Raw genomic sequence first — 19,673 nt, 5'->3', positions numbered from 1 at the left:
AACAGCCGCCAGCGCTTCACGCCCTCACGACCGTTTCGTACGAAGCAAAAGGTCGAAATCCTTTCTGACCTTTTGCGACGTCTCCTTGAGGTGTGCTTCCAGCACACCGAAATCCGGCAGGTCAGTCACCGCCAGAAGCAGATCCGACAGTCCCGGCGGAACATCATTGCGTTCGAATGCGCCGGTGAGGCAAAGCCGCGTCATCTGGGTCAGCGCCAGATAGAGCTGGTAGGCTTCGCAAAGCTGCTGCCTGACGTCGGCCTCGGCGAAATCCGGCGACAGATGCGCCAGGATTTCGCCGGTCGCGGTCACCCTGCGGCCGCCTTCGACCTGCCCGGTTATAACCGCCACCTGCGCGATGAACTCGAGGTCGATGAGGCCGCCGGAGATGAGCTTGATGTCCCAGAGATCGCGCGGCGATTTTTCCTTCTCGATCAGCGCGCGCATCTCGGATGCCTCTGCCCTCACCTTGGCGGCGTCGCGCGGCAAGGCCAGAAGTGCCGCCACCTCGGCCTCGACCTCGGCGCAAAGGGCCGCGTCGCCGCCGATGGCGCGCGCCCGGGCCAGCGCCATGTGCTCCCAGGTCCAGGCCTCCTGGCGCTGGTATTTCGTGAAGGCATCGATGTGGGTGGCCACCGGCCCCTTGTTGCCGGATGGCCGCAAGCGCAGGTCGAGCTCGTAGAGAACGCCTTCGGCGGTCGGCGCCGAGACAGCCGCGATCAGCCGCTGCGTCATCCTGGTATAGTAGTGCGATGGTGCGAGCGGCTTGTCGCCGTCGGACTCGTCGGCATCCGCGTCGTGGTCGTAGAGCAGAATGAGGTCGACGTCCGAACCAGCCGTCAATTCGCGGCTGCCGAGCTTACCCATGCCGAGCAGCGACACGGTGCCGCCGGCGATGCGGCCATGACGCAGCGCGAATTCGGTGGTCACCGCCTGCAATGCGGCGTCGATGGTGAGGTCGGCGAGATCGGAAAAGGCGCGGCCGGCGCGCGCCGGGTCGATCGAGCCGGCGAGCAGCCTGACACCGATCAGGAATTTCTGCTCGGAGGCAAAGATGCGCAGCCGGTCAAGCACATCCTCGTAGGGCCTGTCGCCATCGATGAAAGCGGCCAACCGCGCTGAGAGATAGGCGCGGTTGGGCAGTTCGGTGAGCAGCGCCGGGTCGAGCAGACCGTCGAAGACATGCGGGCGCCTTGTGATGATTGCCGCCAGCCGAGGCGCGGCGCCCATGATCGTCGCCATAAGCTTCAGCAGAGCGGGATTCGACTGCAGCAGCGAAAACAGCTGGATGCCGGCGGGCAGGCCGGCGAGGAATTCATCGAAGCGAACCAGCGCCTCGTCGGCCCGTCGCGTCTGGCCGAAGGCTTTGAGCAGCGCCGGCGTCAGTTCGGTCAGCCGCTCGCGCGCTTCCGCCGACTGGGTGGCGCGATAGCGGCCGAAATGCCAGCCCCGAATGACGCGGCAGATGTCGCTTGGCCGCTGGAAGCCAAGGCCATGCAAGGTCTGCAGCGTGTCGGGATCGTCGACATCGCCGGTGAAGACCAGATTGCCGACGCCGGCCGACAATTCAGGCGCAGTCTCGAACAGCGCGGCGTAATGGCGCTCGACCTCATGCAAAGCCGCGCGAAAGGTTTCGGCAAATCTGGCGGCATCGGCAAAGCCCAGCATATGGGCGATGCGTTCCAGCCCTTCATCATCGTCGGGCAGAATATGCGTCTGCTCGTCGGCGACCATCTGGATGGCGTGTTCGACGCGGCGCAGAAACCAATATTGCTGCGTGAGCGCGTCGCGTGCATCGGCGGTGATCCAGTTGCGCGCCGCCAGCGCACCCAGCATCGGCACCGTCTCGCGGCCGCGCAGCTCCGGAAAACGGCCGCCGGCGATCAGTTGCTGGGTCTGGACGAAGAACTCGATTTCGCGAATGCCGCCGCGGCCGAGCTTGACGTTGTGTCCTTTGACCGCGATCTCGCCATGACCCTTGTGGGCATGGATCTGGCGCTTGATCGAATGAACGTCGGCGATCGCCGCATAGTCCATGTATTTGCGCCAGACATAGGGCTGCAATTCTCGCAGGAACGCGTCCCCGGCATCGAGATCGCCGGCCACGGGACGCGCCTTGATCATGGCGGCGCGCTCCCAGTTCTGGCCGCGCGCCTCATAGTAGCGAAGTGCTGCCTCGACCGGGATCGCCAGCGGCGTCGAGCCTGGATCGGGACGAAGCCTCAAATCGGTGCGGAAGACATAGCCGTGCCCGGTGCGGTCCTGCAGGATGCGGACCAGCCTGCGGGTCAGGCGCGCAAACAGCTCTGTGGCGTCGAGCGGATCGACGATCGCCGGCGCATCCGGATCGAAGAAGACGACGAGGTCGATGTCGGAGGAGAAATTCAGTTCATGCGCGCCAAGCTTGCCCATGCCGAGCACGATCCAGCCGGATTGCCGTGACGGATTTTCGGGATCGGGCAATTTGAGCTTGCCTTGGCTGTGCGCCTCGCGCAGCAGGAAGTCGACCGCCGCGCAGGTGCAGGCATCGGCGAGATTGCTGAGGCGCCTTACCGTCAGCGCGGCATCGGCCTCGCCGGAGAGGTCTGCAAGTGCGATCAGGAAGTGAGCTTCACCCTTCCACTGCCTGAGTTCCATCATCAGGCTGGATTCGGAAACGGTCTCGGAAAAGGCGGCCTTGCCGATCGCTTCGGCGATGGCGAGCAGCCGAGCCTCGACACTGCCATCGAACAGCGCGTCGAGGATTTGCGGCCGGCGGCGCGCGACATCGCGGAGGAAAGGCGAGAGATCGAAGACGGCAGCGAGAAACTCCTGGGCCGCGCCCTTGCCTCCTAGGAATTTCGCCAGCCGCGGCAGGTTCTCGTCCTTGGCATCGCCAGCGATCTCCGACAGTTCACGCAGGGCGCGGGTCTCATCCAGCGGCGCGAGCTGCGCCGCCAGTTGCAGGCGCCATTCGGTCTCGATCCGTTTCGCAGCCATCCGCACCGCCATCAATGGTCCTCCCGCCCCGGGAAGCTCATGATAACGGACAATCCGGGATTGGCAGGCAGAAGTTCAAGCCGGCCATTGTGAAAAGTCATGATCGCCTTGGCGAGGCTGAGGCCAAGACCGGATCCCGGCTGCGAGCGGCTCTTTTCCAGCCGCACGAAGCGCTCGGTCGCCCTGGCGCGGTCGGCATCGTCGGGGATGCCATGGCCATTGTCGGAAACGGAGAGGCGGATTTCGTGACCGACGCGCTGCAGGGCTACGCGCACGGCAGGCTTTTCCGTCGCATCGGTCGAGTATTTGATGGCGTTGTCGACGATGTTCGACAGCGCCTGGCCGATCAGCTCGCGGTTGCCATTGACGGAAAAATTCCCGTCCGCGGCAGTTTCGAGCACCACGCCAGCCTCCTCCGCCACCGGCTCATAAAGCTCGACAACGTCATGCACGGCGGCGGCGAGATCGACCTTGCTGGTGCTCTCCGAGGAATAGCCGGCCTCCAGCCTGGAGATCATCAGGATGGCGTTGAAGGTTTTTATCAGCTGGTCGGATTCGGCGATGGTGCCTTCCAGCGCCTGCCGGTAGTCGGTGGTCTTGTGCTTGCCCGAAAGTGTCGCCTCGGCGCGGTTGCGCAGTCTGGTCAGCGGCGTCTTCAAATCATGGGCGATGTTATCGGAGACCTGCTTCAGCCCTTCGTTGAGCGTCGCGATCCTGGCCAGCATGGTGTTGAGGTTTTCCGACAGGCGGTCGAACTCATCGCCGGCGCCGGTCACCGGCAGCCGTCCCGTGAGATCGCCGCCCATGATGCGGCGGCTTGCCTCCGAGACGCTGTCGATGCGCTTCAGCGCGGCGCGGCCGACAAAGAACCAGATCAGCAGCCCGCCAAGGCCCATCATGCCCAGCGCCAGCATCAGGGCGCGGCGGACGACGGCGCGGAAGCGCTCGGGCTCGCCGAGATCGCGGCCGACCAGCATGATCATCTGGTTGGGCAGCCGCAGCACCAGCGCGATGGCGTTGTGGCCCTTCTCGCCCTCGGGCTGAATTTCGGTCTCGCCGGGCTGCGCGCCATTCGGGTCAGAAGCCTGGTTGCGCTGCCGTTCGAGCTCACCTTCGCCGAAACGGCGATAGGAGAAGGGTTCGGTCGTCCAGCCATCGGTCTCGAGCACCCCCGGTGCCAGGCTCTGCACGTTGCCGGTGAGGATCTGGCCGTTGACGTCGGCAATGAGATAGAGGTTGGCGCCGGGCTGGCGCGAGCGCTGCTCGACGACGCGCACCAGCCGCGGCAGGCCGCCGCTCTGATAGGCACGGGCGAGGCCGAGCACCTCGTCATTGATGGTCTGCTGGGTCTGGCCGGTCAGCATGCGGGCCGACAACGACGTCATGTAGAAGACCAGCAACACGGCACATAGCGCGAAAAGCAGGAAATAAAGCGCTGAAAGCCGCGCCGCCGTCGTCCTCATGATGGCCGGCAGGGAAAGGGCCATCGAGTTCTAGCTCATGATGAGATTTGGCTGAAATCTCATCATGACCTACCCCTTTGTCGGAGCATGATCTTCTCCAAAAACCGGTACCTACTTTTTGGGATCATGCTCTAGCCGCTCTTCAGCATATAGCCGGCGCCGCGAACCGTATGCAGGATCGGCTTGTCGAAACCCTTCTCGATCTTGCCACGCAGGCGCGAGACGTGAACGTCGATCACGTTGGTCTGCGGATCGAAATGATAGTCCCAGACATTTTCGAGCAGCATGGTGCGCGTCACCACCTGGCCGGCATGGCGCATCAGATATTCGAGCAGGCGGAATTCGCGCGGCTGCAGCGTGATCTCGCGCGCCGCGCGCTTGACCGAATGGGACAGCCGGTCAAGCTCGAGATCGCCGACCCGGTAGACGGTTTCGGCCTCCCTGGCGCTGGCGCGGCGGTTCAGCACCTCGACGCGGGCGAGCAATTCGGAAAAGGCATAGGGCTTGGTCAGATAGTCGTCCCCGCCGGCGCGCAGACCGGTGACGCGGTCATCGACTTCGCCCAGCGCCGACAGGATCAGCACCGGCGTGGTGTTGCCGCGCGAGCGCAGGCCGGCAATGACGGAGAGCCCGTCGCGGCGTGGCATCATGCGGTCGACGACCATCACGTCATAGTCGCCGGCATCGGCCAGCGCAAAGCCGGTTTCGCCGTCGCCGGCGACATGGGCGGTGTGCCCAGCCTCGGCAAAGGCCTTCTGCATATAGTCGGCCGCCTCGCGATCGTCTTCTATGACGAGAATCTTCATAGAGCCGTTATACGCGATTTCGCCGGAAGATTGAGGGGCCGCCATGAGCGCAAAAGCTTTCGTTCAAGCATGTCGTTTTGCCAAAACCGCCGTGCACTTTTGGGCGACATGCTTCGATGTTAGAGCGGCAGCGGGCGATGGGGGCCCGCTGCCGCCGGGGGCAGAACACGATGACTGACTAACGCGTTCGGCCCCTTGCTTCCCGTGCGGCGGCTCGGGGGTGTTGAAACCGCCGCACTGGAAACTGTGTGATGTCAGCCTTTGGCGACTGGCAGCGCGACGAAGCGGTTTGAATCGTCGCGGGTGATCTGCATCAGCACCGCCTTGCGGCCGGACTTGACCGCATCGGCCATCGCCTTGGCGACGTCTTCGGTGCCGTTCACCTCCGTCGAATTGACCGAGGTGATGACATCGCCGGGCTGGATGCCGCGGTCGGCGGCATCGCTGTCTGGATCGACATCGGTCACCACCAGGCCCTTGCCGTTTTCCGACTTGGTGACGGTGAGGCCGAGATCGGCCAGCGCGGCGGGCTTTGCCGGTGCCGCGGGCTGCTGCGGGTCGGCCGAGGCCTGCTTGTCGGTGGACGGCAGCGTGCCGAGATCGACCTTGATGGTCTGGCTCTTGCCGTCGCGCCACACCGTGACGTCGACCGACTTGCCGGGTGGGTAGGCGCCGATCAGACGAGCCAGTTCCTTCGGCGATGCGACGTCCTTGCCTTCGACCTGGGTGATCACGTCACCGGCGGTGATGCCGGCCTTCTTGCCGGGGCCACCGTCCTGGGCGCCCGAAACCAGAGCCCCGTTCTGCGACTTCAGGCCCAGCGATTCGGCGATGTCCGATGTAACCGGCTGGATTTCGACGCCGAGCCAGCCACGCTGCACCGAGCCGCTCTTCATCAGATCCTGCACCACCTGCTTGGCGGTCGAGGCCGGAATGTCGAAGGCGATGCCGACGCTTCCGCCCGACGGCGAGAAGATCGCGGTGTTGATGCCGACGACCTGGCCGTTAAGGTTGAAGGTCGGGCCGCCCGAATTGCCGCGGTTGACCGAAGCGTCGATCTGGATGAAGTCGTCGTAGGGACCGGCGCCGATATCACGGCCACGGGCCGAGACGATGCCGGCGGTGACGGTGCCGCCGAGGCCGAACGGATTGCCGACGGCCACCACCCAGTCGCCGACGCGAACCTTGGAATCGTCGGCGAAATCGACATAGGTGAACTTGCCGACGCCATCGACCTTGAGCACCGCCAGATCGGTGCGCGGATCGGTGCCGATCAGCTTGGCGTCAAGCTCCTTGCCGTCATTCATTACCACTGTGAAGGCGGAGCCTTCCTCGACGACATGGTTGTTGGTGACGAGATAACCATCATCGGAGATGAAGAAGCCCGAACCCTGCGCCACCGGACGCGGCTGGTCGTTGTTATGGTCGCGGTGGCTGAAGCGACGATTGCCGCCGCCTTGGCCGTTCTGATCGCCAAAGCCCCGGAATTGCTTGAAGAACTGGCGCAGCTGAGGATTGTCGGGCAGGTTGTTCATGCCGTCCGGATCGTCGGACTGGTCGGAGCCGTCATCAGCGGCAGGCTCGATCTTGGCCTTGACCTTGACGCTGACCACGGCCGGCGAAACGCGCTCGACGACATCGGCAAAGCCCGGCACCTGGGGCGCTTCGACCCGCACGGCATCGGCCAGAACGGGAGCTGTACCAGTGGCAACGGCGCCGAAACCGATGCCGCCGGCAATGGCCAGCGAAGCGGCGGCCGCCAACAGGCGCTTGCGGGTGCGGGAATATGGGTTGGGGGCGATAGTCATGGTCTCATATCCTCTTTTCACTGGATGCGGCTCAGGCAGAGCATCCTCGGACAAGAGAAATAGAGAGGCGCACATTACCGCGCCATTTCCGAAGCATGAAAGTTTTGTAATGTTGGGCGGACGCACAAATCGCTTGGTTGCGCTCGCCTGCTGCCCTATGTTGTACACAACTCAGCACAAGGCTTTCACAATGACAGCAAGCACCACCATGACCATTCGAGTCTCGTCCGAGACCAAGCTGAAGCTGGAGCAGATCGCTACCGATACCAGGCGTAGTAAATCGTTCCTCGCCGCCGAGGCGGTCTCAGCCTATGTCGATCGCGAGCTGGATATCATCGAAGGCATAAAACGTGGCATGGCCGACGCAGAGGCTGGCCGCGTCGTGCCCCACGACGACGCCATGGCGGAGGTCGACGCGGTGATCGAAGCAGCGAAAGCTAGGCGCGCAGGCAAGGCGTGAAGCGGTTCGTCACCTGGTCGCGAGAAGCGCTGGACGATCTCACGCAGCAAGTTGCCTTTATCGCTCAGGACAATCCTGCCGCCGCCCGACGCCTCGCGGACCGTATCCGTGAAATGGGCCGGGGCCTTGGTGATATGGCGACGGGCCGACCTGGCCGGGTAACAGGCACTTATGAGAAGCCCATCGGCCGCCTGCCCTACATCATTGCCTATGAATTGCGCCTGATCGCCGGCCGTCAGAGCATTGTTATCCTGCGCGCCATCCACACGTCGCGGGACTGGCCTTTGGAGGAATGGCCGAGCTAGTCGCTCAGCATCTTGTCCAGCGCCGCCTGTTCCTCGGCGCTCAGCGCCTTGGTTGCCAACGAGCGGCGGGAGCGTGTGGTCAGCACAATGAAAATGCCGCCGACTAGAAGCAGAAGCACCGGCGTGCCCCAAAGCAAGGCGTTGCGCGGGCTGAAGCGCGGCTTCAACAGCACGAACTCGCCGTAGCGCGACACGATATAGTCCATCACCTGCTGGTCGGTATCGCCGGCAACCAGGCGCTGGCGCACCAGGATGCGCAGGTCGCGGGCGAGGTCTGCATCGGATTCGTCGATGGACTGGTTCTGGCAGACCATGCAGCGCAGGCCTTCCGACAGTAGCCGCGCCCTCGCCTCGAGCGCCGGATCGGTGAGAACCTCGTCCGGTTTCACCGCTTGCGCCGCGCCGGCAAACAGCAGCGCCAGAAGCAGGGTGAGCGAGGCCAACGAGAACCTGGTGCTCACGGCGCGCCTGCCGACGGCATGGAGGCTGCCTGCTTGCGGCGGCGCGAGGGTGCGCCAACCCGCAGGCGACGGTCGAGCAGCGACATTGCGGCTCCCGCCATCATCACCAGAGCTCCGCCCCAGATCAGCGTCACCAGCGGCTTCCACCACAGGCGCACCACGACGGATCCATCGGTGCCATCATCGCCCAGCGACAGATAGAGCTGGCTGAAGCCGATCGTCTCGATGCCGGATTCGGTCGTCGTCGTCTGCCGCACCGGAAAGAAGCGCTTGGCCGAGGTGATTTCGGCTGAAACGCCGCCATCGGCGCCGATCAGAGAAAAGCGGCCGCGCTGCTCGCTGTAGTTCGGACCCTGCGCCGGGAAGAGGCCGTCGAAACGCAGCGTGTGGCCGGAGAGTTCGACGCTCTCGCCGGCATGCATCGACAGTATCCTTTCGGTGCCGAAGCACAGCGTGCCGACAATGCCGAGCGTCGTCAGCCCGAGGCCGAGATGGGCAAGTGCAGTGCCGAACACCGAACGCGGCAGGCCGGCGAAACGGCGCAGCATGATGGCGTGCGACACATTGCCAAAGCCGGACTTGACGGCGAGGTCGGTGAGCGCGCCGCAGACCAGCCAGCAGGCGAGGCCGACACCAAGGGCGGCGAACACCGACGCGCCGTCGATGAACAGCCCAGTGACCAGCATCGCCAGGAGAGCGGCGCCGAAAGCCGCCATCAAGCGCTGGGCGACGGCATAGAGGTCACCGCGCTTCCAGGCGAGCAATGGTCCGAAAGGAACCACGACCAGCAGCGGCACCATCAGCGGGCCGAATGTCAGGTTGAAGAAGGGGGCGCCGACCGAGATCTTGCCGGCCGAAAGCGCCTCGACCGCGAGCGGATAGAGCGTGCCGACCAGCACGGTGGCGGTGGCCGTGGTCAGGAACAGATTGTTGAGGACAAGCGCGCCTTCGCGCGAGATCGGGTGGAACAGGCCGCCGGCCGTCAGCCGCGAGGCGCGCAGCGCAAACAGGGCCAGCGAGCCGCCGATGAACAGCGTCAAAATGCACAGGATGAAGATGCCGCGGGTCGGATCGGTGGCGAAAGCATGCACCGAGGTCAGCACGCCGGAGCGCACCAGGAAGGTGCCGAGCAGCGACAGCGAGAAGGTGAGGATGGCAAGCAGCAGCGTCCAGATCTTGAGCGCCGAACGCTTCTCCATGACGATCGCCGAATGCAGAAGAGCCGTGCCGGCCAGCCACGGCATAAAGGAGGCGTTTTCGACCGGATCCCAGAACCAGAAGCCGCCCCAGCCGAGCTCGTAATAGGCCCAGTAGGAGCCCATCGCGATGCCGCCGGTGAGGAACATCCAGGCGACCAGCGTCCACGGCCGCACCCAGCGCGCCCAGGAGGCATCGATGCGGCCTTCGATGAGGGCGGCGACCGAGAAGGAAAAGCAGATAGAGAACCCGACATAGCCGAGATAGAGCAGCGGCGGATGGATGGCGAGGCCAAGATCCTGCAGGACCGGGTTGAGATCGCGGCCCTCGATCGGCGCCGGATTGAGCCGGGTGAACGGATTGGATGTCGCCAGGATGAACAGGAAGAAGGTGGCGCCGATAGCCCCCTGCACGGCCAGCACATTGGCGCGCAGCGTCGCCGGAAGGTTGGAGCCGAAGACAGCGACCAGCGCACCGAAGAAGGTCAGGATCAGCACCCAGAGCAGCATCGAGCCTTCGTGATTGCCCCAGGTTCCGGTGATCTTGTAGATCAGCGGCTGCAGCGAATGCGAGTTTTCCCACACGCTCGCCACCGAGAAATCGGAACTTGCATAGGCGCCGGCGAGTGCTGCGAACGATAGCGCCGTGAGCGCGAAGCCTGTGACCGTGACGGGACCGCCGACAGCCATCAGCCTCTGGTTGCCGGTACGGGCGCCGATCAGCGGCACCAGCGTCTGCACCAGCGACAGCACAAAGGCGAGGACGAGCGCGAAGTGTCCGGTCTCAACCATTACTGGCTCTTGCTCTCTTGCCACACGCCCTTGGCCTTCAGCCCGTCAGCGACTTCCTTGGGCATGTAGCGCTCGTCATGCTTGGCCAGCACGCTGTCGGCGACGAAAACGCCGTCGGCGCCAAAGCTGCCTTCGGTGATGACGCCCTGCTCCTCGCGGAACAGATCGGGCAGGATGCCGGTATAGCTGACCTTGACCGATTTGTGCGCGTCGGTGACCGAGAACGCAACCGTCGCGCCCTGCCCGCGCACGACTGTGCCCTTTTCGACGAGGCCGCCGAGCCTGATGCGCTGTCCCGGCTGCAAGCTGGCGGTGGTCAGATCGGCGGGCATATAGAAATAGGAGGCCTTCTGGCCCAACGCATAGAAGGTCAGCCCGGTGGCGGCGCCGAGGAAGGCAAGACCTCCGACAATCACCGACAATCGCTTCTGCTTGCGCGTCATGTCCTACTCCGTCGCCGTCAGGCCGAGCGAGGCGGCAAAGGCGGTGAATTTCTTCGCTTCCTCACTGTCGGCGCCAAACACGGCGATACCGCGATGCAGCGCGTCGCGCGCCTGGTCGGCCTTGCCCAGCACAACATAGGAACGAATGAGCCGCATCCATCCTTCCGTGTCGCGCGGTTTTTGCCGCAATTTTTCGTCGAGGCCGGCGACCATGGTTTCGATCATGGCCTGCCTGTCCTGCGGCGCCATTGACGAGGCGGCGTCGACGGCCGCGGCATCGGGGCCTTTCGCCGGCTCTCCTGAGGCGACGCTGCGGTTGGCAGCCTCGGCTAACGCCTGTTGGACAGCTCCGCGCCATGGCGAATCCTGCGGCAGGGAATCGAGCATTTTCTGCCACCCCGCGGTTGCCTCGGGTATGCGGCCTTCCTGGGCCAGCGCCATCGCCAAATAGAACGAGGCTTTCGCGTTTGCCGGGTCGAGTTTTAGCGCCTGTTCGAAAGCGGATTGCGCATCGGCCGAAACGATGCCGCCGGCCGCATTGGCAATCGCTTCGCCGAGGCCGGCCTCGCGGGCGGCCGTGTCGCCATCGAGGCGGATGGCATTGCGATAGGCGGTCACGGCATCGGGAAAGCGCTGCAGGCGCAGATAGATCGGGGCGAGCACGTCCCAGCCGCGTCCATCGCCAGGGTTGGCGGCAAGATGGGCCTCGGCGCGCGCCACCAACTCGTCGACCGAACTATCGGCCGGATTCTTGGCCAGCCGTTCGGCGAGCGGCTGCGACGGCAGATCCGGCGAGCCGAGCTGGCTGTACAGGCCCCAGCTGAGCAGCGGGACCACCAGCACCGCTGATGTTGCCATCAACCTGGCCGCCCTCGACGGCTGCCGCGCGCCAGGTGCATCGGCTTGACCGACATTGGCTTGACCAACATCTCCCAGGCGAAGGATGCGGCGGGCGATCTCAGTGCGCGCCTCCTCGGCTTCGGCCGGCTGAATCAGGCCGCGCGCGGCGTCACGCTCAAGCTCGGCCAATTGGTCGCGATAGACTTCGAGATCATGGTCGCTGCTGGTCGGAGCGCCCTTGCCGCCGCTGGTCAGCGGCAGCAGCACCGCCAGGCTTGCGCCCAGCGTGAGGAGTGCGGCTATGACCCAGAACAGCATGGTTCTTCCAATAGAGCGAGAGCCCTGCTCTCACAACATGAGGGTGCTGCGACGCTTTGACGGGATTCCGGCCCCGGCCCAATGTTCAGGTCAGCGGCGTCCAGCTGCCGTCGGCGTTGCGGCATGCGGTGCCCCGCGCGGTCTGGCCGGCCGTGCCGGTAAACACCGTATGGGTGTACTGGCGGCAATCCTGCGAGCCGACGCGGTAGGGCTGGGCCGCGACGACTTCGCCGGAATGAGCCGAACTGTCGCTCTTCCACGTCACCTTCTGGCCGCTCGCCGTATATTCGAGCGCCTTGTATTCCGCCTCGAGCGCCTTGCGCTTCTCGGTGCTGTTCAGGCCGCTGCCGATCGATCCGCCGACGAGCCCGCCGGCCATGGCCGAGATGATCGTCGTCGCGACTTTGGCCCCTGAAGGAGGCGACGCGGGCGGGTTGGTGATGGAGATATCCGGGCCACTGCCCTTGCCCAGCGTTCCGCAGCCGGAAAGAGCGAGCAGTGCGGAAACGAGCGCAACGCGAATCTTCATGCCAACAACCGGTTTTCTTGAACGGGATGCGCTGGGGGCCGCGTCATCGGGGGCGTCAGGACGTCATACTATTGATATTTGTCGGAAATTTGGCCGTTCTTAACGGCTTTTGCGCAATCGAGGGGCCGCCATAACACAGGCATTCGGCCGTGTCGATTGGCCCTGGGCAGTACATCATTGCAAGCTCCGCAAGCGCACAACCGCCTTCAGCCCGCCCATCGTGGAGCGTTCCAGCGCCAGCGCCCCGCCATACTCGTTGACGAGGTCGGCAACGATGGCAAGTCCGAGCCCGGTTCCCGGCTTTGTCTCGTCGAGGCGCCGGCCGCGTTTCAAGACATCGCGGGCCTTGTCCTCGGGGATGCCGGGACCGTCATCCTCGATCGATAGCTCGAACAGGCCGGCTGCGGCCGGCGTGACGGATACGGCAACAGTGCTCTTCGCCCATTTCATCGCATTGTCGAGAAGGTTGCCGAGCAGTTCCTCCAGATCCTCGCGCTCGCCGGCGAAGACGATGTCGGCCGCCGGCAACACAAGCGACAGGCTGACATCAGGCTTGAGTTTTTGCAGCACGCGCACCATGCGCTGCACCAGCGGCGTCACCGGCGTGCGGTAGACGACGCTGTCGCGCTGCGCCGCGACCCGTGCCCGCTGCAGGTAGTGGTCGACCTGTTTCTGCATCGACGCCGCCTGGTCGGCGATGAGCTGGCCCTTGGCGCCGCCGAGAGCCCGGCCCTCATTGATCAGCACGGCGAGCGGCGTCTTCAGCGAATGGGCAAGGTTGCCGACCTGCGTACGCGAGCGCTCGACGATGCGCTTGTTGTTTTCGATCAGCGCATTGGTCTCGTTGGCGAGCGGCTCGATCTCGGCGGGAAACCGGCCATCGAGCCGCTGCGCCGTGCCTTCGCGCACCTGGGCAAGCGCGTTGCGAACCCGGCGCAAGGGCTGGAGGCCGAGCAGGATAGCAATCGCATTGATGGCGATCATGCCGACGCCGAACAGGCTGAGATAGGTCAGCAATCGGCCCTGGAAGGTGGCGATCTCCTGTTCGAGCTCGGTCTTGTTGCCCATCACGCGGAAGCGCGCGGCGCGGTTCTTGGCATCGAGCACGAATTCGCTCTCGAACACTTCGAGCTGCTCGTCGCCGATACCGTCGGTGGAGTAGCTGCGCTGGAAGCTCGAATTGAACGGCACCTCGGCGACGGTCGGCGACGGGATCGTCGTGGTCATCGAGGACGAATGAAGGTTGCCGTGCACACCTTCGGAAGCCGGCTCCACCGACCAGTACCAGCCCGAATTCGGCTCCGAGAAGCGCAGGTCGCCAAGGTCGGGAGCACCGGTGAGCTGGCCGGATTCGGAAACGCCGACCGAGCCGATCAGATTGAACAGATGCGCCGACAGCAGGCTGTCGAAGCCGCGCTCGCTGGCCTGGCGGTAGAGCGTGGTGATCAGAGTGAAGATGACGATCAGGGTGAGGATCGCCCAGATCGTGGAAAAGCCGATGACGCGGAAGGCCAGCGAGCGCGGCCAGAGCCGCGCCGAAAAAGGCTTCCTTGCTGGTATGGGGAGCGGTTCCGCCTTACGCCTCCGGCTCACGCATGCGATAGCCCATGCCGCGCACGGTTTCGATCATGTCGATGCCCATCTTCTTGCGCAGCCGGCCGACAAAGACCTCGATGGTGTTGGAATCGCGGTCGAAATCCTGGTCGTAAAGATGCTCGACCAGCTCGGTGCGCGACACCACCTCGCCCATATGGTGCATCAGATAGGCCAGCAGGCGGAACTCATGCGAGGTCAGCTTCAGCGGCACGCCGTTGACATCGGCCTTGGAGGCCTTGGTGTCGAGGCGCAGCGGCCCGCAAGTGAGCTCGGACGAGGCATGGCCGGCGGCGCGGCGGATCAGCGCCCTCACCCTGGCCAGCACCTCCTCGATGTGGAACGGCTTGGTGACATAGTCGTCGGCGCCGGCATCGATGCCCGACACCTTGTCGCTCCAGCGGTCGCGCGCTGTCAGGATCAGCACCGGCATCTTGCGGCCGTTGCGGCGCCAGCGCTCGACGACGCTGATGCCGTCCATCTGCGGCAGGCCGATGTCGAGCACGACGGCATCGTAGGGCTCCGTGTCGCCGAGGAAATGCCCCTCCTCGCCGTCATAGGAGCGGTCGACGACATAGCCGGCATCGACCAGCGCGTCGGCCAGCTGCCGGTTGAGATCCTTGTCATCTTCTACGACGAGTACGCGCATGATCGGTCAGGCCTGTTGATGTGTCAGCTATAGGCCGATTCCGGTGGTCTGGGAAACGAGCCCTGCAAGAGGGAAGATTGGATCAGTTCGCCGGGACGACGATCTCGGAACGGCGCGGACGCTGGCCGTCCTTGCCCGGCACAAGCACGACGATGACGCAGACCTCCTGGCCGCCACGCGTCGTCTGCGAAGCCTTGGCCAGCGTGCCGCCATTCTGCTCGGCAACCTGCTGGCCGATCGCGTAGCAATCCGCCGCGGCTGCCGGCGTCGCTTGCGACGCCAACAGGCCGGCCGCTGTGAGCGCCAGTATCGCGGTTCTGACATGAGAGCGAAGCGTTTTCATGGTCGGCGTTGTAACGCAACTGTGCTGAACGTGAAATGAACGGTGAACGGGTGAAAATCCATCCCCGCAATACCCCCTGCGCGCGCAACGAATGAATGCGATCCTACCGCCCAGTCCCTCAGACCGGGCAATGGATTCATAACCGGAAAACCGGCTGCGCGGCTATGGTGTTTGCGCGCAGGTTCTCAATTCGCAGCCAGATTGGGAACAGGTCAAGGCGAGACCATTCTGAAGGGCCGCCCTAAATAGCGCGGGAAACGCCAAATCATCGGAGTGCGCCATGACGGATAAAGACCTTGCCGACCTTTACCGGGGCTATATCGCTTGCCTGAATGCCCAGGACTGGGCGAAACTTGGAGACTTTGTCGGCGACGAGGTGCAGCACAATGGCGAAATGCTCGGCCTGTCGGGTTATCGCCGTATGCTCGAAGGCGATTTCGAGGCGATTCCCGACCTCCGCTTCAACATCGAACTGCTGGTCTGCCAGCCGCCGCGCGTGGCGGCGCGCCTGCATTTCGACTGTCATCCCAAGGGCGTGCTGTTCGGCCTGCCGGTGAACGGCAAGCGCGTGTCGTTCGCTGAGAATGTTTTCTACGAATTCGGAGAGGGTCGCATCCGCGAGGTGTGGTCAGTCATCGACAAGGCCGAGATCCAGGCGCAAATCTAGGTTGCTTCAATCACTTTGCTCGGTGAGGGCGCGTATCCGCAGCACCCCGTGGTAGAGCGCCAGGTCCTCGTCGTAGCGGGCCTCGGCGAACTCCAAGGACAGGCGGGTCTGGTCGCGCGAGCCGGTGGCGAAAGCGGCGCCGTCAAGGCGCGCCCGGATGCTGTCCATGATCAGACGCGTCTCGGCCTCGCCTTGCGCCTTCGACCAGACATGCAGCGTGATGAGCTGGTCGTCATCATTGTCGGCGCCGGTGTCCAGATCGAATGCGCTGGTCCTGCCATAGGTCACATAAGGGAAGGCGGCACTGTCGGCCGCCTGCTCGCGCAACCCGGCGCCGCCGAGCAGCGCCGTCAGCGAGGCATCGCTCTTCAATCTCATGAACAAGGCTTGCAGCAAATCGCCGGGCGCCGTCATCGTCGTCTCCGTTCGCCTGTCACGCTTTGAACAACCTCAGTTTCGCGCGCAACCTAACCGCGTTGCACGGATTTCGCCAGATGACGATCCGCCTGATGGAAGGCGGCGAATCGGGCGGCATGGCCCTTTCACGGACCGGGTTCTATTTGGCATGCGGGGAGTTTCAAGAAGGGTGTTATGAGGAGCCCTGTTTTCTCCGGCAATTCGAGGTCATTTCATGCGAACGCCACCGCTGCTGCCGGCTTTTGGAAAGCTCGGCGTCAAGCCCCCGGTCGCGATTGCGGCAGCACCCGCCCTGTCGAAGAGGACCGTGGCCCTGCGCATGCGCGAGATACTTTCAATGCATGGCGGCCTGGCCTTGAAGCTGTCGGTGGTGGCCTGGACAATCCTGATCCTGGCGGCGGCATTTTTCATGTCAAAGGCCTGATGCCGATATGACAAACCGCTACGCGTTGCGCATGGACGAGCCCGAGAGCTGGACTATCTTCGACATCTTCACCGGCCAGCCTGTCGAGCTTAAGCAACAGGTGATGGTGGCCATGAATTTGCGCGATGCGGAAGCGATGGCCGACCGCCTGAACAGCCGGGACGTCAAGCGGCGGGCAAAAGCCGACCGCAAGTCCTGACGCACGCTGATCTCAGCCGCTCTGATTGCAAGACGAACGCGCGCTAACCGAAATCCGCGGCTGTGAGCACATATATGCTCTTGCGGGTGCGGGCGTAGGCCTTGCTGGCAATGTCATGGATGGAGCTGGACGCGGTGTCGAAAGCCGCCAGATAGGTGGCTTCCGCGGTCGCCGTCCCTGATGGCGCCTTCGAGAGGGCATCGGCTGCGACAGAGAAGGAAATCTGGAACATGCCGTCGTGGCCGACAAAGCGGATGCGCTTGCCGGCCTCGTCATAGAAGCGACTTGGATTGGGGAATGTCAGGCTCATGACGTGCCCCCCTTCGGCGCGGCGGCGGCTTTCTTGACTGTCGCCCGCTTCTTCTTCGGTGTCGGGTTCAAGGCTTCCGCGACGCGGTCGGCCTCTTCCTTGGCCAGGCGCAATTCCCTGAGCCTTGCTGTCTTGATCTCCCTGGCCCTCGCTTCGGACATGTAGTCGGAGGTTGCCTTGTTGCGCTCGGCCGTCTTCTTCTGCTTGTCCATGAAGCGGGCTTCAGCTTTTTCCATGATGCTCTGATTGCCTTCGGCCATCGCCTAAATCTCCTTCGTGCCTGAAATTGTGAAATCGAACTTACGATATAAATAGTCACTTTTGCCTCGAAATTCAATTTTTTGAAATATCTAGGCGCCTCGCGACGTTTCGAACCCTGCAGACATCATAATACTTTTTAATATTTAATTTTGGCCACGAATAATTTTTGGCACTCCTATCTATCGAGTGCCAACACGCCTATAAGAACGGCGCGGTCGCCTATGCCGGCCCCAGAAAGAAGTTCTCATGAAGTTTCGGCCACTCCACGACCGCGTCGTCATCCGGCGCGCCGAAGGCGATGTCAAATCCAAGGGCGGCATCATCATTCCCGACAATGCCAAGGAAAAGCCGCAGGAAGGCGAAGTCATCGCCGTTGGGCCGGGCGCACGCGACGAAAACGGCGCGCTTGTTCCGCTCGACGTCAAGGCCGGCGACTTCATCCTGTTCGGCAAATGGTCGGGCACCGAGGTCAAGATCGACGGCGAGGACCTGCTGATCATGAAGGAAGCCGACATTATGGGCGTCATCGACAAGAGCGAGACGGCCGCTATCGGCAAGAGCGGGACGGTCGTCACCGAGAAGAGCGTCAAAGCCAAGAAGGCTGCCTGACCGGCCTGGCTTTGCCAGGCTCCGGCGAGCCGCTTGCTTCACCACACCAACGGGATTGAAAAAAATGTCTGCCAAGGAAATCAAATTCGCCACCGACGCGCGCGACCGCATGCTGCGCGGCGTCGAGATCCTCACCAATGCGGTGAAGGTCACGCTCGGCCCCAAGGGCCGCAACGTCATCATCGACAAGGCCTATGGCGCGCCGCGCATCACCAAGGACGGTGTGACGGTGGCCAAGGAAATCGAGCTTGCTGACAAGTTCGAGAACATGGGCGCGCAGATGGTGCGCGAAGTGGCTTCGAAGACCAACGACCTCGCCGGTGACGGCACCACCACCGCCACGGTGCTGGCCGCATCGATCCTGCGCGAAGGCGCCAAGCTGGTTGCCGCGGGCATGAACCCGATGGACCTCAAGCGTGGCATCGACCAGGCTGTCGCCGCCGTGGTCAAGGACATCAAGGCGAAGGCCAAGAAGGTCAAGTCGTCGGCCGAGATCGCGCAGGTCGGCACCATCGCCGCCAATGGCGATGCCAGCGTCGGCGCCATGATCGCCAAGGCGATGGACAAGGTCGGCAATGACGGCGTCATCACCGTCGAGGAGGCCAAGACCGCCGACACCGAACTCGACGTCGTCGAAGGCATGCAGTTCGACCGCGGCTATCTCTCACCCTATTTCGTCACCAATGCCGACAAGATGCGCGTCGAACTGGAAGAGCCTTACGTGCTCATCCACGAGAAGAAGCTCGGCAATCTGCAGGCGATGCTGCCGATCCTCGAAGCAGTGGTGCAGAGCGGCAGGCCGTTGCTGATCATCTCGGAAGACGTCGAAGGCGAAGCACTGGCGACGCTGGTCGTCAACAAGCTGCGCGGCGGCCTCAAGGTCGCGGCCGTCAAGGCGCCGGGCTTCGGCGATCGCCGCAAGGCGATGCTGGAAGACATCGCCGTGCTGACATCGGGCCAGATGATTTCCGAGGATCTCGGCATCAAGCTCGAAAACGTCACCATCGAGATGCTTGGCCGCGCCAAGCGCGTACTGATCGAGAAGGACACCACCACGATCATCGACGGCGCCGGCACCAAGGCGACCATCCAGGCGCGCATCGCGCAGATCAAGGGGCAGATCGAGGAGACCACGTCCGACTACGACAAGGAGAAGCTGCAGGAGCGGCTGGCCAAGCTCGCCGGCGGCGTCGCCGTGATCCGCGTCGGCGGCGTCACCGAGTCTGAAGTGAAGGAAAAGAAGGACCGCATCGACGACGCGCTGAATGCGACGCGCGCGGCGGTGGAAGAAGGCATCGTGCCCGGCGGTGGCGTGGCGCTTCTGCGCGCAAGATCGGCTCTGGCCGGCCTGACCGGCGCCAATGACGATGTGACCGCCGGCATTTCGATCGTGCTCAGGGCGCTGGAAGCGCCGATCCGCCAGATCGCCGAGAATTCCGGCGTCGAAGGCTCGATCGTCGTCGGCAAGCTGTCCGACAGCAAGGACCAGAATCAGGGCTTTGACGCCCAGAACGAGGTCTATGTCGACATGATCAAGGCCGGCATCGTCGACCCGGCGAAAGTGGTGCGCACCGCGTTGCAGGACGCCGGCTCGATCGCCGCCCTTCTGATCACCGCCGAAGCGATGATCACCGACGTTCCGGCCAAGGATGCGGCGCCTGCGGGCGGCGGTGGCGGCATGGGCGGCTACTGACCATCGCCCGAAAATTGCCCGCTGGGAATCTGGGCGGGCATAAATCAAAACAGGCTGCCGGGGACATTTCCCCGGCGAGCCAGGAATTTCCGTCAGTCAGTCAAGACC

General features: G+C 63.7%; 22 protein-coding genes. 7 read left to right on the top strand and 15 right to left on the bottom strand.

Annotation, left to right across the window (positions count from 1 at the left end; all coding sequences use genetic code 11):
- Positions 1-24 precede the first annotated feature (24 nt).
- The 4 genes from NLY44_RS00665 to NLY44_RS00650 all read right to left on the bottom strand — a co-directional run bounded on the left by NLY44_RS00665 (position 25) and on the right by NLY44_RS00650 (position 7,056).
- Positions 25-2,991: a bifunctional [glutamine synthetase] adenylyltransferase/[glutamine synthetase]-adenylyl-L-tyrosine phosphorylase gene (locus NLY44_RS00665; RefSeq protein ID WP_031356082.1), complete on the bottom strand. Its 2,967-nt coding sequence runs from the start codon at positions 2,989-2,991 to the stop codon at positions 25-27.
- Entirely contained in the window at positions 2,991-4,466 is a 1,476-nt protein-coding gene (locus NLY44_RS00660) for a sensor histidine kinase (protein WP_023805719.1), read from the bottom strand. Before NLY44_RS00660 ends, NLY44_RS00665 begins: the two co-directional genes overlap by 1 nt.
- 107 nt (positions 4,467-4,573) lie before the next feature.
- Positions 4,574-5,248: a response regulator transcription factor gene (locus NLY44_RS00655; protein WP_023670185.1), complete on the bottom strand. Its 675-nt coding sequence runs from the start codon at positions 5,246-5,248 to the stop codon at positions 4,574-4,576.
- A 254-nt stretch (positions 5,249-5,502) separates the two neighbouring features.
- Positions 5,503-7,056 (bottom strand): Do family serine endopeptidase, encoded by a 1,554-nt coding sequence (locus NLY44_RS00650; protein ID WP_023670184.1) that lies wholly within the window; start codon positions 7,054-7,056, stop codon positions 5,503-5,505.
- 190 nt (positions 7,057-7,246) lie between these two features.
- Between NLY44_RS00650 and NLY44_RS00645 the strand changes: the two genes are divergently transcribed.
- Positions 7,247-7,516, top strand: a complete 270-nt coding sequence (locus NLY44_RS00645) for a CopG family ribbon-helix-helix protein (RefSeq protein ID WP_023670183.1) — start codon at positions 7,247-7,249, stop codon at positions 7,514-7,516.
- Positions 7,513-7,821, top strand: coding sequence for a type II toxin-antitoxin system RelE/ParE family toxin (locus NLY44_RS00640; protein ID WP_023670182.1), 309 nt, complete (start codon positions 7,513-7,515; stop codon positions 7,819-7,821). Before NLY44_RS00645 ends, NLY44_RS00640 begins: the two co-directional genes overlap by 4 nt.
- Here NLY44_RS00640 and NLY44_RS00635 read toward each other — a convergent pair.
- The 8 genes from NLY44_RS00635 to NLY44_RS00600 all read right to left on the bottom strand — a co-directional run bounded on the left by NLY44_RS00635 (position 7,818) and on the right by NLY44_RS00600 (position 14,985).
- Positions 7,818-8,282 carry a cytochrome c-type biogenesis protein gene (locus NLY44_RS00635; RefSeq protein ID WP_023670181.1) on the bottom strand — a complete coding sequence of 155 codons (465 nt, stop codon included), beginning with the start codon at positions 8,280-8,282 and terminating at the stop codon, positions 7,818-7,820. The genes NLY44_RS00640 and NLY44_RS00635 overlap by 4 nt on opposite strands.
- Complete coding sequence (locus NLY44_RS00630; RefSeq protein ID WP_023805720.1) at positions 8,279-10,270, bottom strand: heme lyase CcmF/NrfE family subunit; 1,992 nt, start codon at positions 10,268-10,270, stop codon at positions 8,279-8,281. Before NLY44_RS00630 ends, NLY44_RS00635 begins: the two co-directional genes overlap by 4 nt.
- A complete protein-coding gene (ccmE, locus tag NLY44_RS00625) occupies positions 10,270-10,713 on the bottom strand; it encodes a cytochrome c maturation protein CcmE (RefSeq protein WP_023705431.1) in 444 nt (147 codons plus the stop codon). The genes NLY44_RS00630 and ccmE overlap by 1 nt, the downstream gene beginning before the upstream one ends.
- 3 nt (positions 10,714-10,716) lie before the next feature.
- On the bottom strand, positions 10,717-11,871 hold the full coding sequence (gene ccmI, locus NLY44_RS00620) for a c-type cytochrome biogenesis protein CcmI (RefSeq protein ID WP_023805721.1): 1,155 nt from the start codon (positions 11,869-11,871) through the stop codon (positions 10,717-10,719).
- An 85-nt stretch (positions 11,872-11,956) separates the two neighbouring features.
- Positions 11,957-12,400, bottom strand: coding sequence for an RT0821/Lpp0805 family surface protein (locus NLY44_RS00615; RefSeq protein WP_023687241.1), 444 nt, complete (start codon positions 12,398-12,400; stop codon positions 11,957-11,959).
- Positions 12,401-12,574: 174 nt separating this feature from the next.
- Positions 12,575-13,993, bottom strand: coding sequence for an ATP-binding protein (locus NLY44_RS00610; protein ID WP_023747490.1), 1,419 nt, complete (start codon positions 13,991-13,993; stop codon positions 12,575-12,577).
- A complete protein-coding gene (locus NLY44_RS00605; protein ID WP_023670175.1) occupies positions 13,977-14,642 on the bottom strand; it encodes a response regulator transcription factor in 666 nt (221 codons plus the stop codon). Before NLY44_RS00605 ends, NLY44_RS00610 begins: the two co-directional genes overlap by 17 nt.
- An 82-nt stretch (positions 14,643-14,724) precedes the next feature.
- Positions 14,725-14,985, bottom strand: coding sequence for a hypothetical protein (locus NLY44_RS00600; RefSeq protein ID WP_023670174.1), 261 nt, complete (start codon positions 14,983-14,985; stop codon positions 14,725-14,727).
- A gap of 280 nt (positions 14,986-15,265) precedes the next feature.
- On the opposite strand from NLY44_RS00600, the gene NLY44_RS00595 reads away from it, so the two are divergent.
- The gene (locus NLY44_RS00595; RefSeq protein WP_023684533.1) at positions 15,266-15,652 is read left to right on the top strand and encodes an ester cyclase; all 387 of its coding nucleotides are present in this window, start codon (positions 15,266-15,268) and stop codon (positions 15,650-15,652) included.
- Positions 15,653-15,658: 6 nt separating this feature from the next.
- Here the strand turns inward: NLY44_RS00595 and NLY44_RS00590 are convergent, their stop codons facing one another.
- Complete coding sequence (locus NLY44_RS00590) at positions 15,659-16,066, bottom strand: DUF3168 domain-containing protein (protein WP_023670173.1); 408 nt, start codon at positions 16,064-16,066, stop codon at positions 15,659-15,661.
- Between the two features lie 217 nt (positions 16,067-16,283).
- Here NLY44_RS00590 and NLY44_RS00585 point away from each other — a divergent pair, with 217 nt between their 5' ends.
- Both NLY44_RS00585 and NLY44_RS00580 read left to right on the top strand, forming a co-directional pair.
- Positions 16,284-16,493, top strand: coding sequence for a hypothetical protein (locus NLY44_RS00585; protein WP_023727640.1), 210 nt, complete (start codon positions 16,284-16,286; stop codon positions 16,491-16,493).
- Positions 16,494-16,500: 7 nt separating this feature from the next.
- Positions 16,501-16,692: a hypothetical protein gene (locus tag NLY44_RS00580; protein WP_023684535.1), complete on the top strand. Its 192-nt coding sequence runs from the start codon at positions 16,501-16,503 to the stop codon at positions 16,690-16,692.
- Positions 16,693-16,735: 43 nt separating this feature from the next.
- On the opposite strand, the gene NLY44_RS00575 is transcribed toward NLY44_RS00580, so the two are convergent.
- A complete protein-coding gene (locus NLY44_RS00575; RefSeq protein WP_023670170.1) occupies positions 16,736-17,002 on the bottom strand; it encodes a DUF1488 family protein in 267 nt (88 codons plus the stop codon).
- On the bottom strand, positions 16,999-17,262 hold the full coding sequence (locus NLY44_RS00570) for a hypothetical protein (protein ID WP_023670169.1): 264 nt from the start codon (positions 17,260-17,262) through the stop codon (positions 16,999-17,001). Before NLY44_RS00570 ends, NLY44_RS00575 begins: the two co-directional genes overlap by 4 nt.
- A gap of 247 nt (positions 17,263-17,509) precedes the next feature.
- Here NLY44_RS00570 and NLY44_RS00565 point away from each other — a divergent pair, with 247 nt between their 5' ends.
- Positions 17,510-17,872 (top strand): co-chaperone GroES, encoded by a 363-nt coding sequence (locus NLY44_RS00565; protein ID WP_023698577.1) that lies wholly within the window; start codon positions 17,510-17,512, stop codon positions 17,870-17,872.
- A 64-nt stretch (positions 17,873-17,936) separates the two neighbouring features.
- On the top strand, positions 17,937-19,565 hold the full coding sequence (gene groL, locus NLY44_RS00560; RefSeq protein ID WP_023687238.1) for a chaperonin GroEL: 1,629 nt from the start codon (positions 17,937-17,939) through the stop codon (positions 19,563-19,565).
- Positions 19,566-19,673 lie beyond the last annotated feature (108 nt).

It is taken from the genome of Mesorhizobium sp. C089B, assembly GCF_030323125.1.
GTDB lineage: Bacteria > Pseudomonadota > Alphaproteobacteria > Rhizobiales > Rhizobiaceae > Mesorhizobium.
This window is presented reverse-complemented; position numbering and strand designations above follow the sequence as displayed.

What these genes read in the sequence shown, in the direction of transcription:
- NLY44_RS00565 (WP_023698577.1), top strand. Translation starts at nt 17,510, where the DNA reads ATGAAGTTTCGGCCACTCCACGACCGCGTCGTCATCCGGCGCGCCGAA.
- NLY44_RS00575 (WP_023670170.1), bottom strand. Translation starts at nt 17,002, where the DNA reads ATGAGCCTGACATTCCCCAATCCAAGTCGCTTCTATGACGAGGCCGGC.
- NLY44_RS00660 (WP_023805719.1), bottom strand. Translation starts at nt 4,466, where the DNA reads ATGGCCCTTTCCCTGCCGGCCATCATGAGGACGACGGCGGCGCGGCTT.
- NLY44_RS00590 (WP_023670173.1), bottom strand. Translation starts at nt 16,066, where the DNA reads ATGACGGCGCCCGGCGATTTGCTGCAAGCCTTGTTCATGAGATTGAAG.
- ccmI (WP_023805721.1), bottom strand. Translation starts at nt 11,871, where the DNA reads ATGCTGTTCTGGGTCATAGCCGCACTCCTCACGCTGGGCGCAAGCCTG.
- NLY44_RS00605 (WP_023670175.1), bottom strand. Translation starts at nt 14,642, where the DNA reads ATGCGCGTACTCGTCGTAGAAGATGACAAGGATCTCAACCGGCAGCTG.
- NLY44_RS00665 (WP_031356082.1), bottom strand. Translation starts at nt 2,991, where the DNA reads ATGGCGGTGCGGATGGCTGCGAAACGGATCGAGACCGAATGGCGCCTG.
- NLY44_RS00630 (WP_023805720.1), bottom strand. Translation starts at nt 10,270, where the DNA reads ATGGTTGAGACCGGACACTTCGCGCTCGTCCTCGCCTTTGTGCTGTCG.
- NLY44_RS00600 (WP_023670174.1), bottom strand. Translation starts at nt 14,985, where the DNA reads ATGAAAACGCTTCGCTCTCATGTCAGAACCGCGATACTGGCGCTCACA.
- NLY44_RS00585 (WP_023727640.1), top strand. Translation starts at nt 16,284, where the DNA reads ATGCGAACGCCACCGCTGCTGCCGGCTTTTGGAAAGCTCGGCGTCAAG.
- NLY44_RS00650 (WP_023670184.1), bottom strand. Translation starts at nt 7,056, where the DNA reads ATGACTATCGCCCCCAACCCATATTCCCGCACCCGCAAGCGCCTGTTG.
- NLY44_RS00595 (WP_023684533.1), top strand. Translation starts at nt 15,266, where the DNA reads ATGACGGATAAAGACCTTGCCGACCTTTACCGGGGCTATATCGCTTGC.
- NLY44_RS00615 (WP_023687241.1), bottom strand. Translation starts at nt 12,400, where the DNA reads ATGAAGATTCGCGTTGCGCTCGTTTCCGCACTGCTCGCTCTTTCCGGC.
- NLY44_RS00580 (WP_023684535.1), top strand. Translation starts at nt 16,501, where the DNA reads ATGACAAACCGCTACGCGTTGCGCATGGACGAGCCCGAGAGCTGGACT.
- NLY44_RS00645 (WP_023670183.1), top strand. Translation starts at nt 7,247, where the DNA reads ATGACAGCAAGCACCACCATGACCATTCGAGTCTCGTCCGAGACCAAG.
- NLY44_RS00655 (WP_023670185.1), bottom strand. Translation starts at nt 5,248, where the DNA reads ATGAAGATTCTCGTCATAGAAGACGATCGCGAGGCGGCCGACTATATG.
- ccmE (WP_023705431.1), bottom strand. Translation starts at nt 10,713, where the DNA reads ATGACGCGCAAGCAGAAGCGATTGTCGGTGATTGTCGGAGGTCTTGCC.
- groL (WP_023687238.1), top strand. Translation starts at nt 17,937, where the DNA reads ATGTCTGCCAAGGAAATCAAATTCGCCACCGACGCGCGCGACCGCATG.
- NLY44_RS00570 (WP_023670169.1), bottom strand. Translation starts at nt 17,262, where the DNA reads ATGGCCGAAGGCAATCAGAGCATCATGGAAAAAGCTGAAGCCCGCTTC.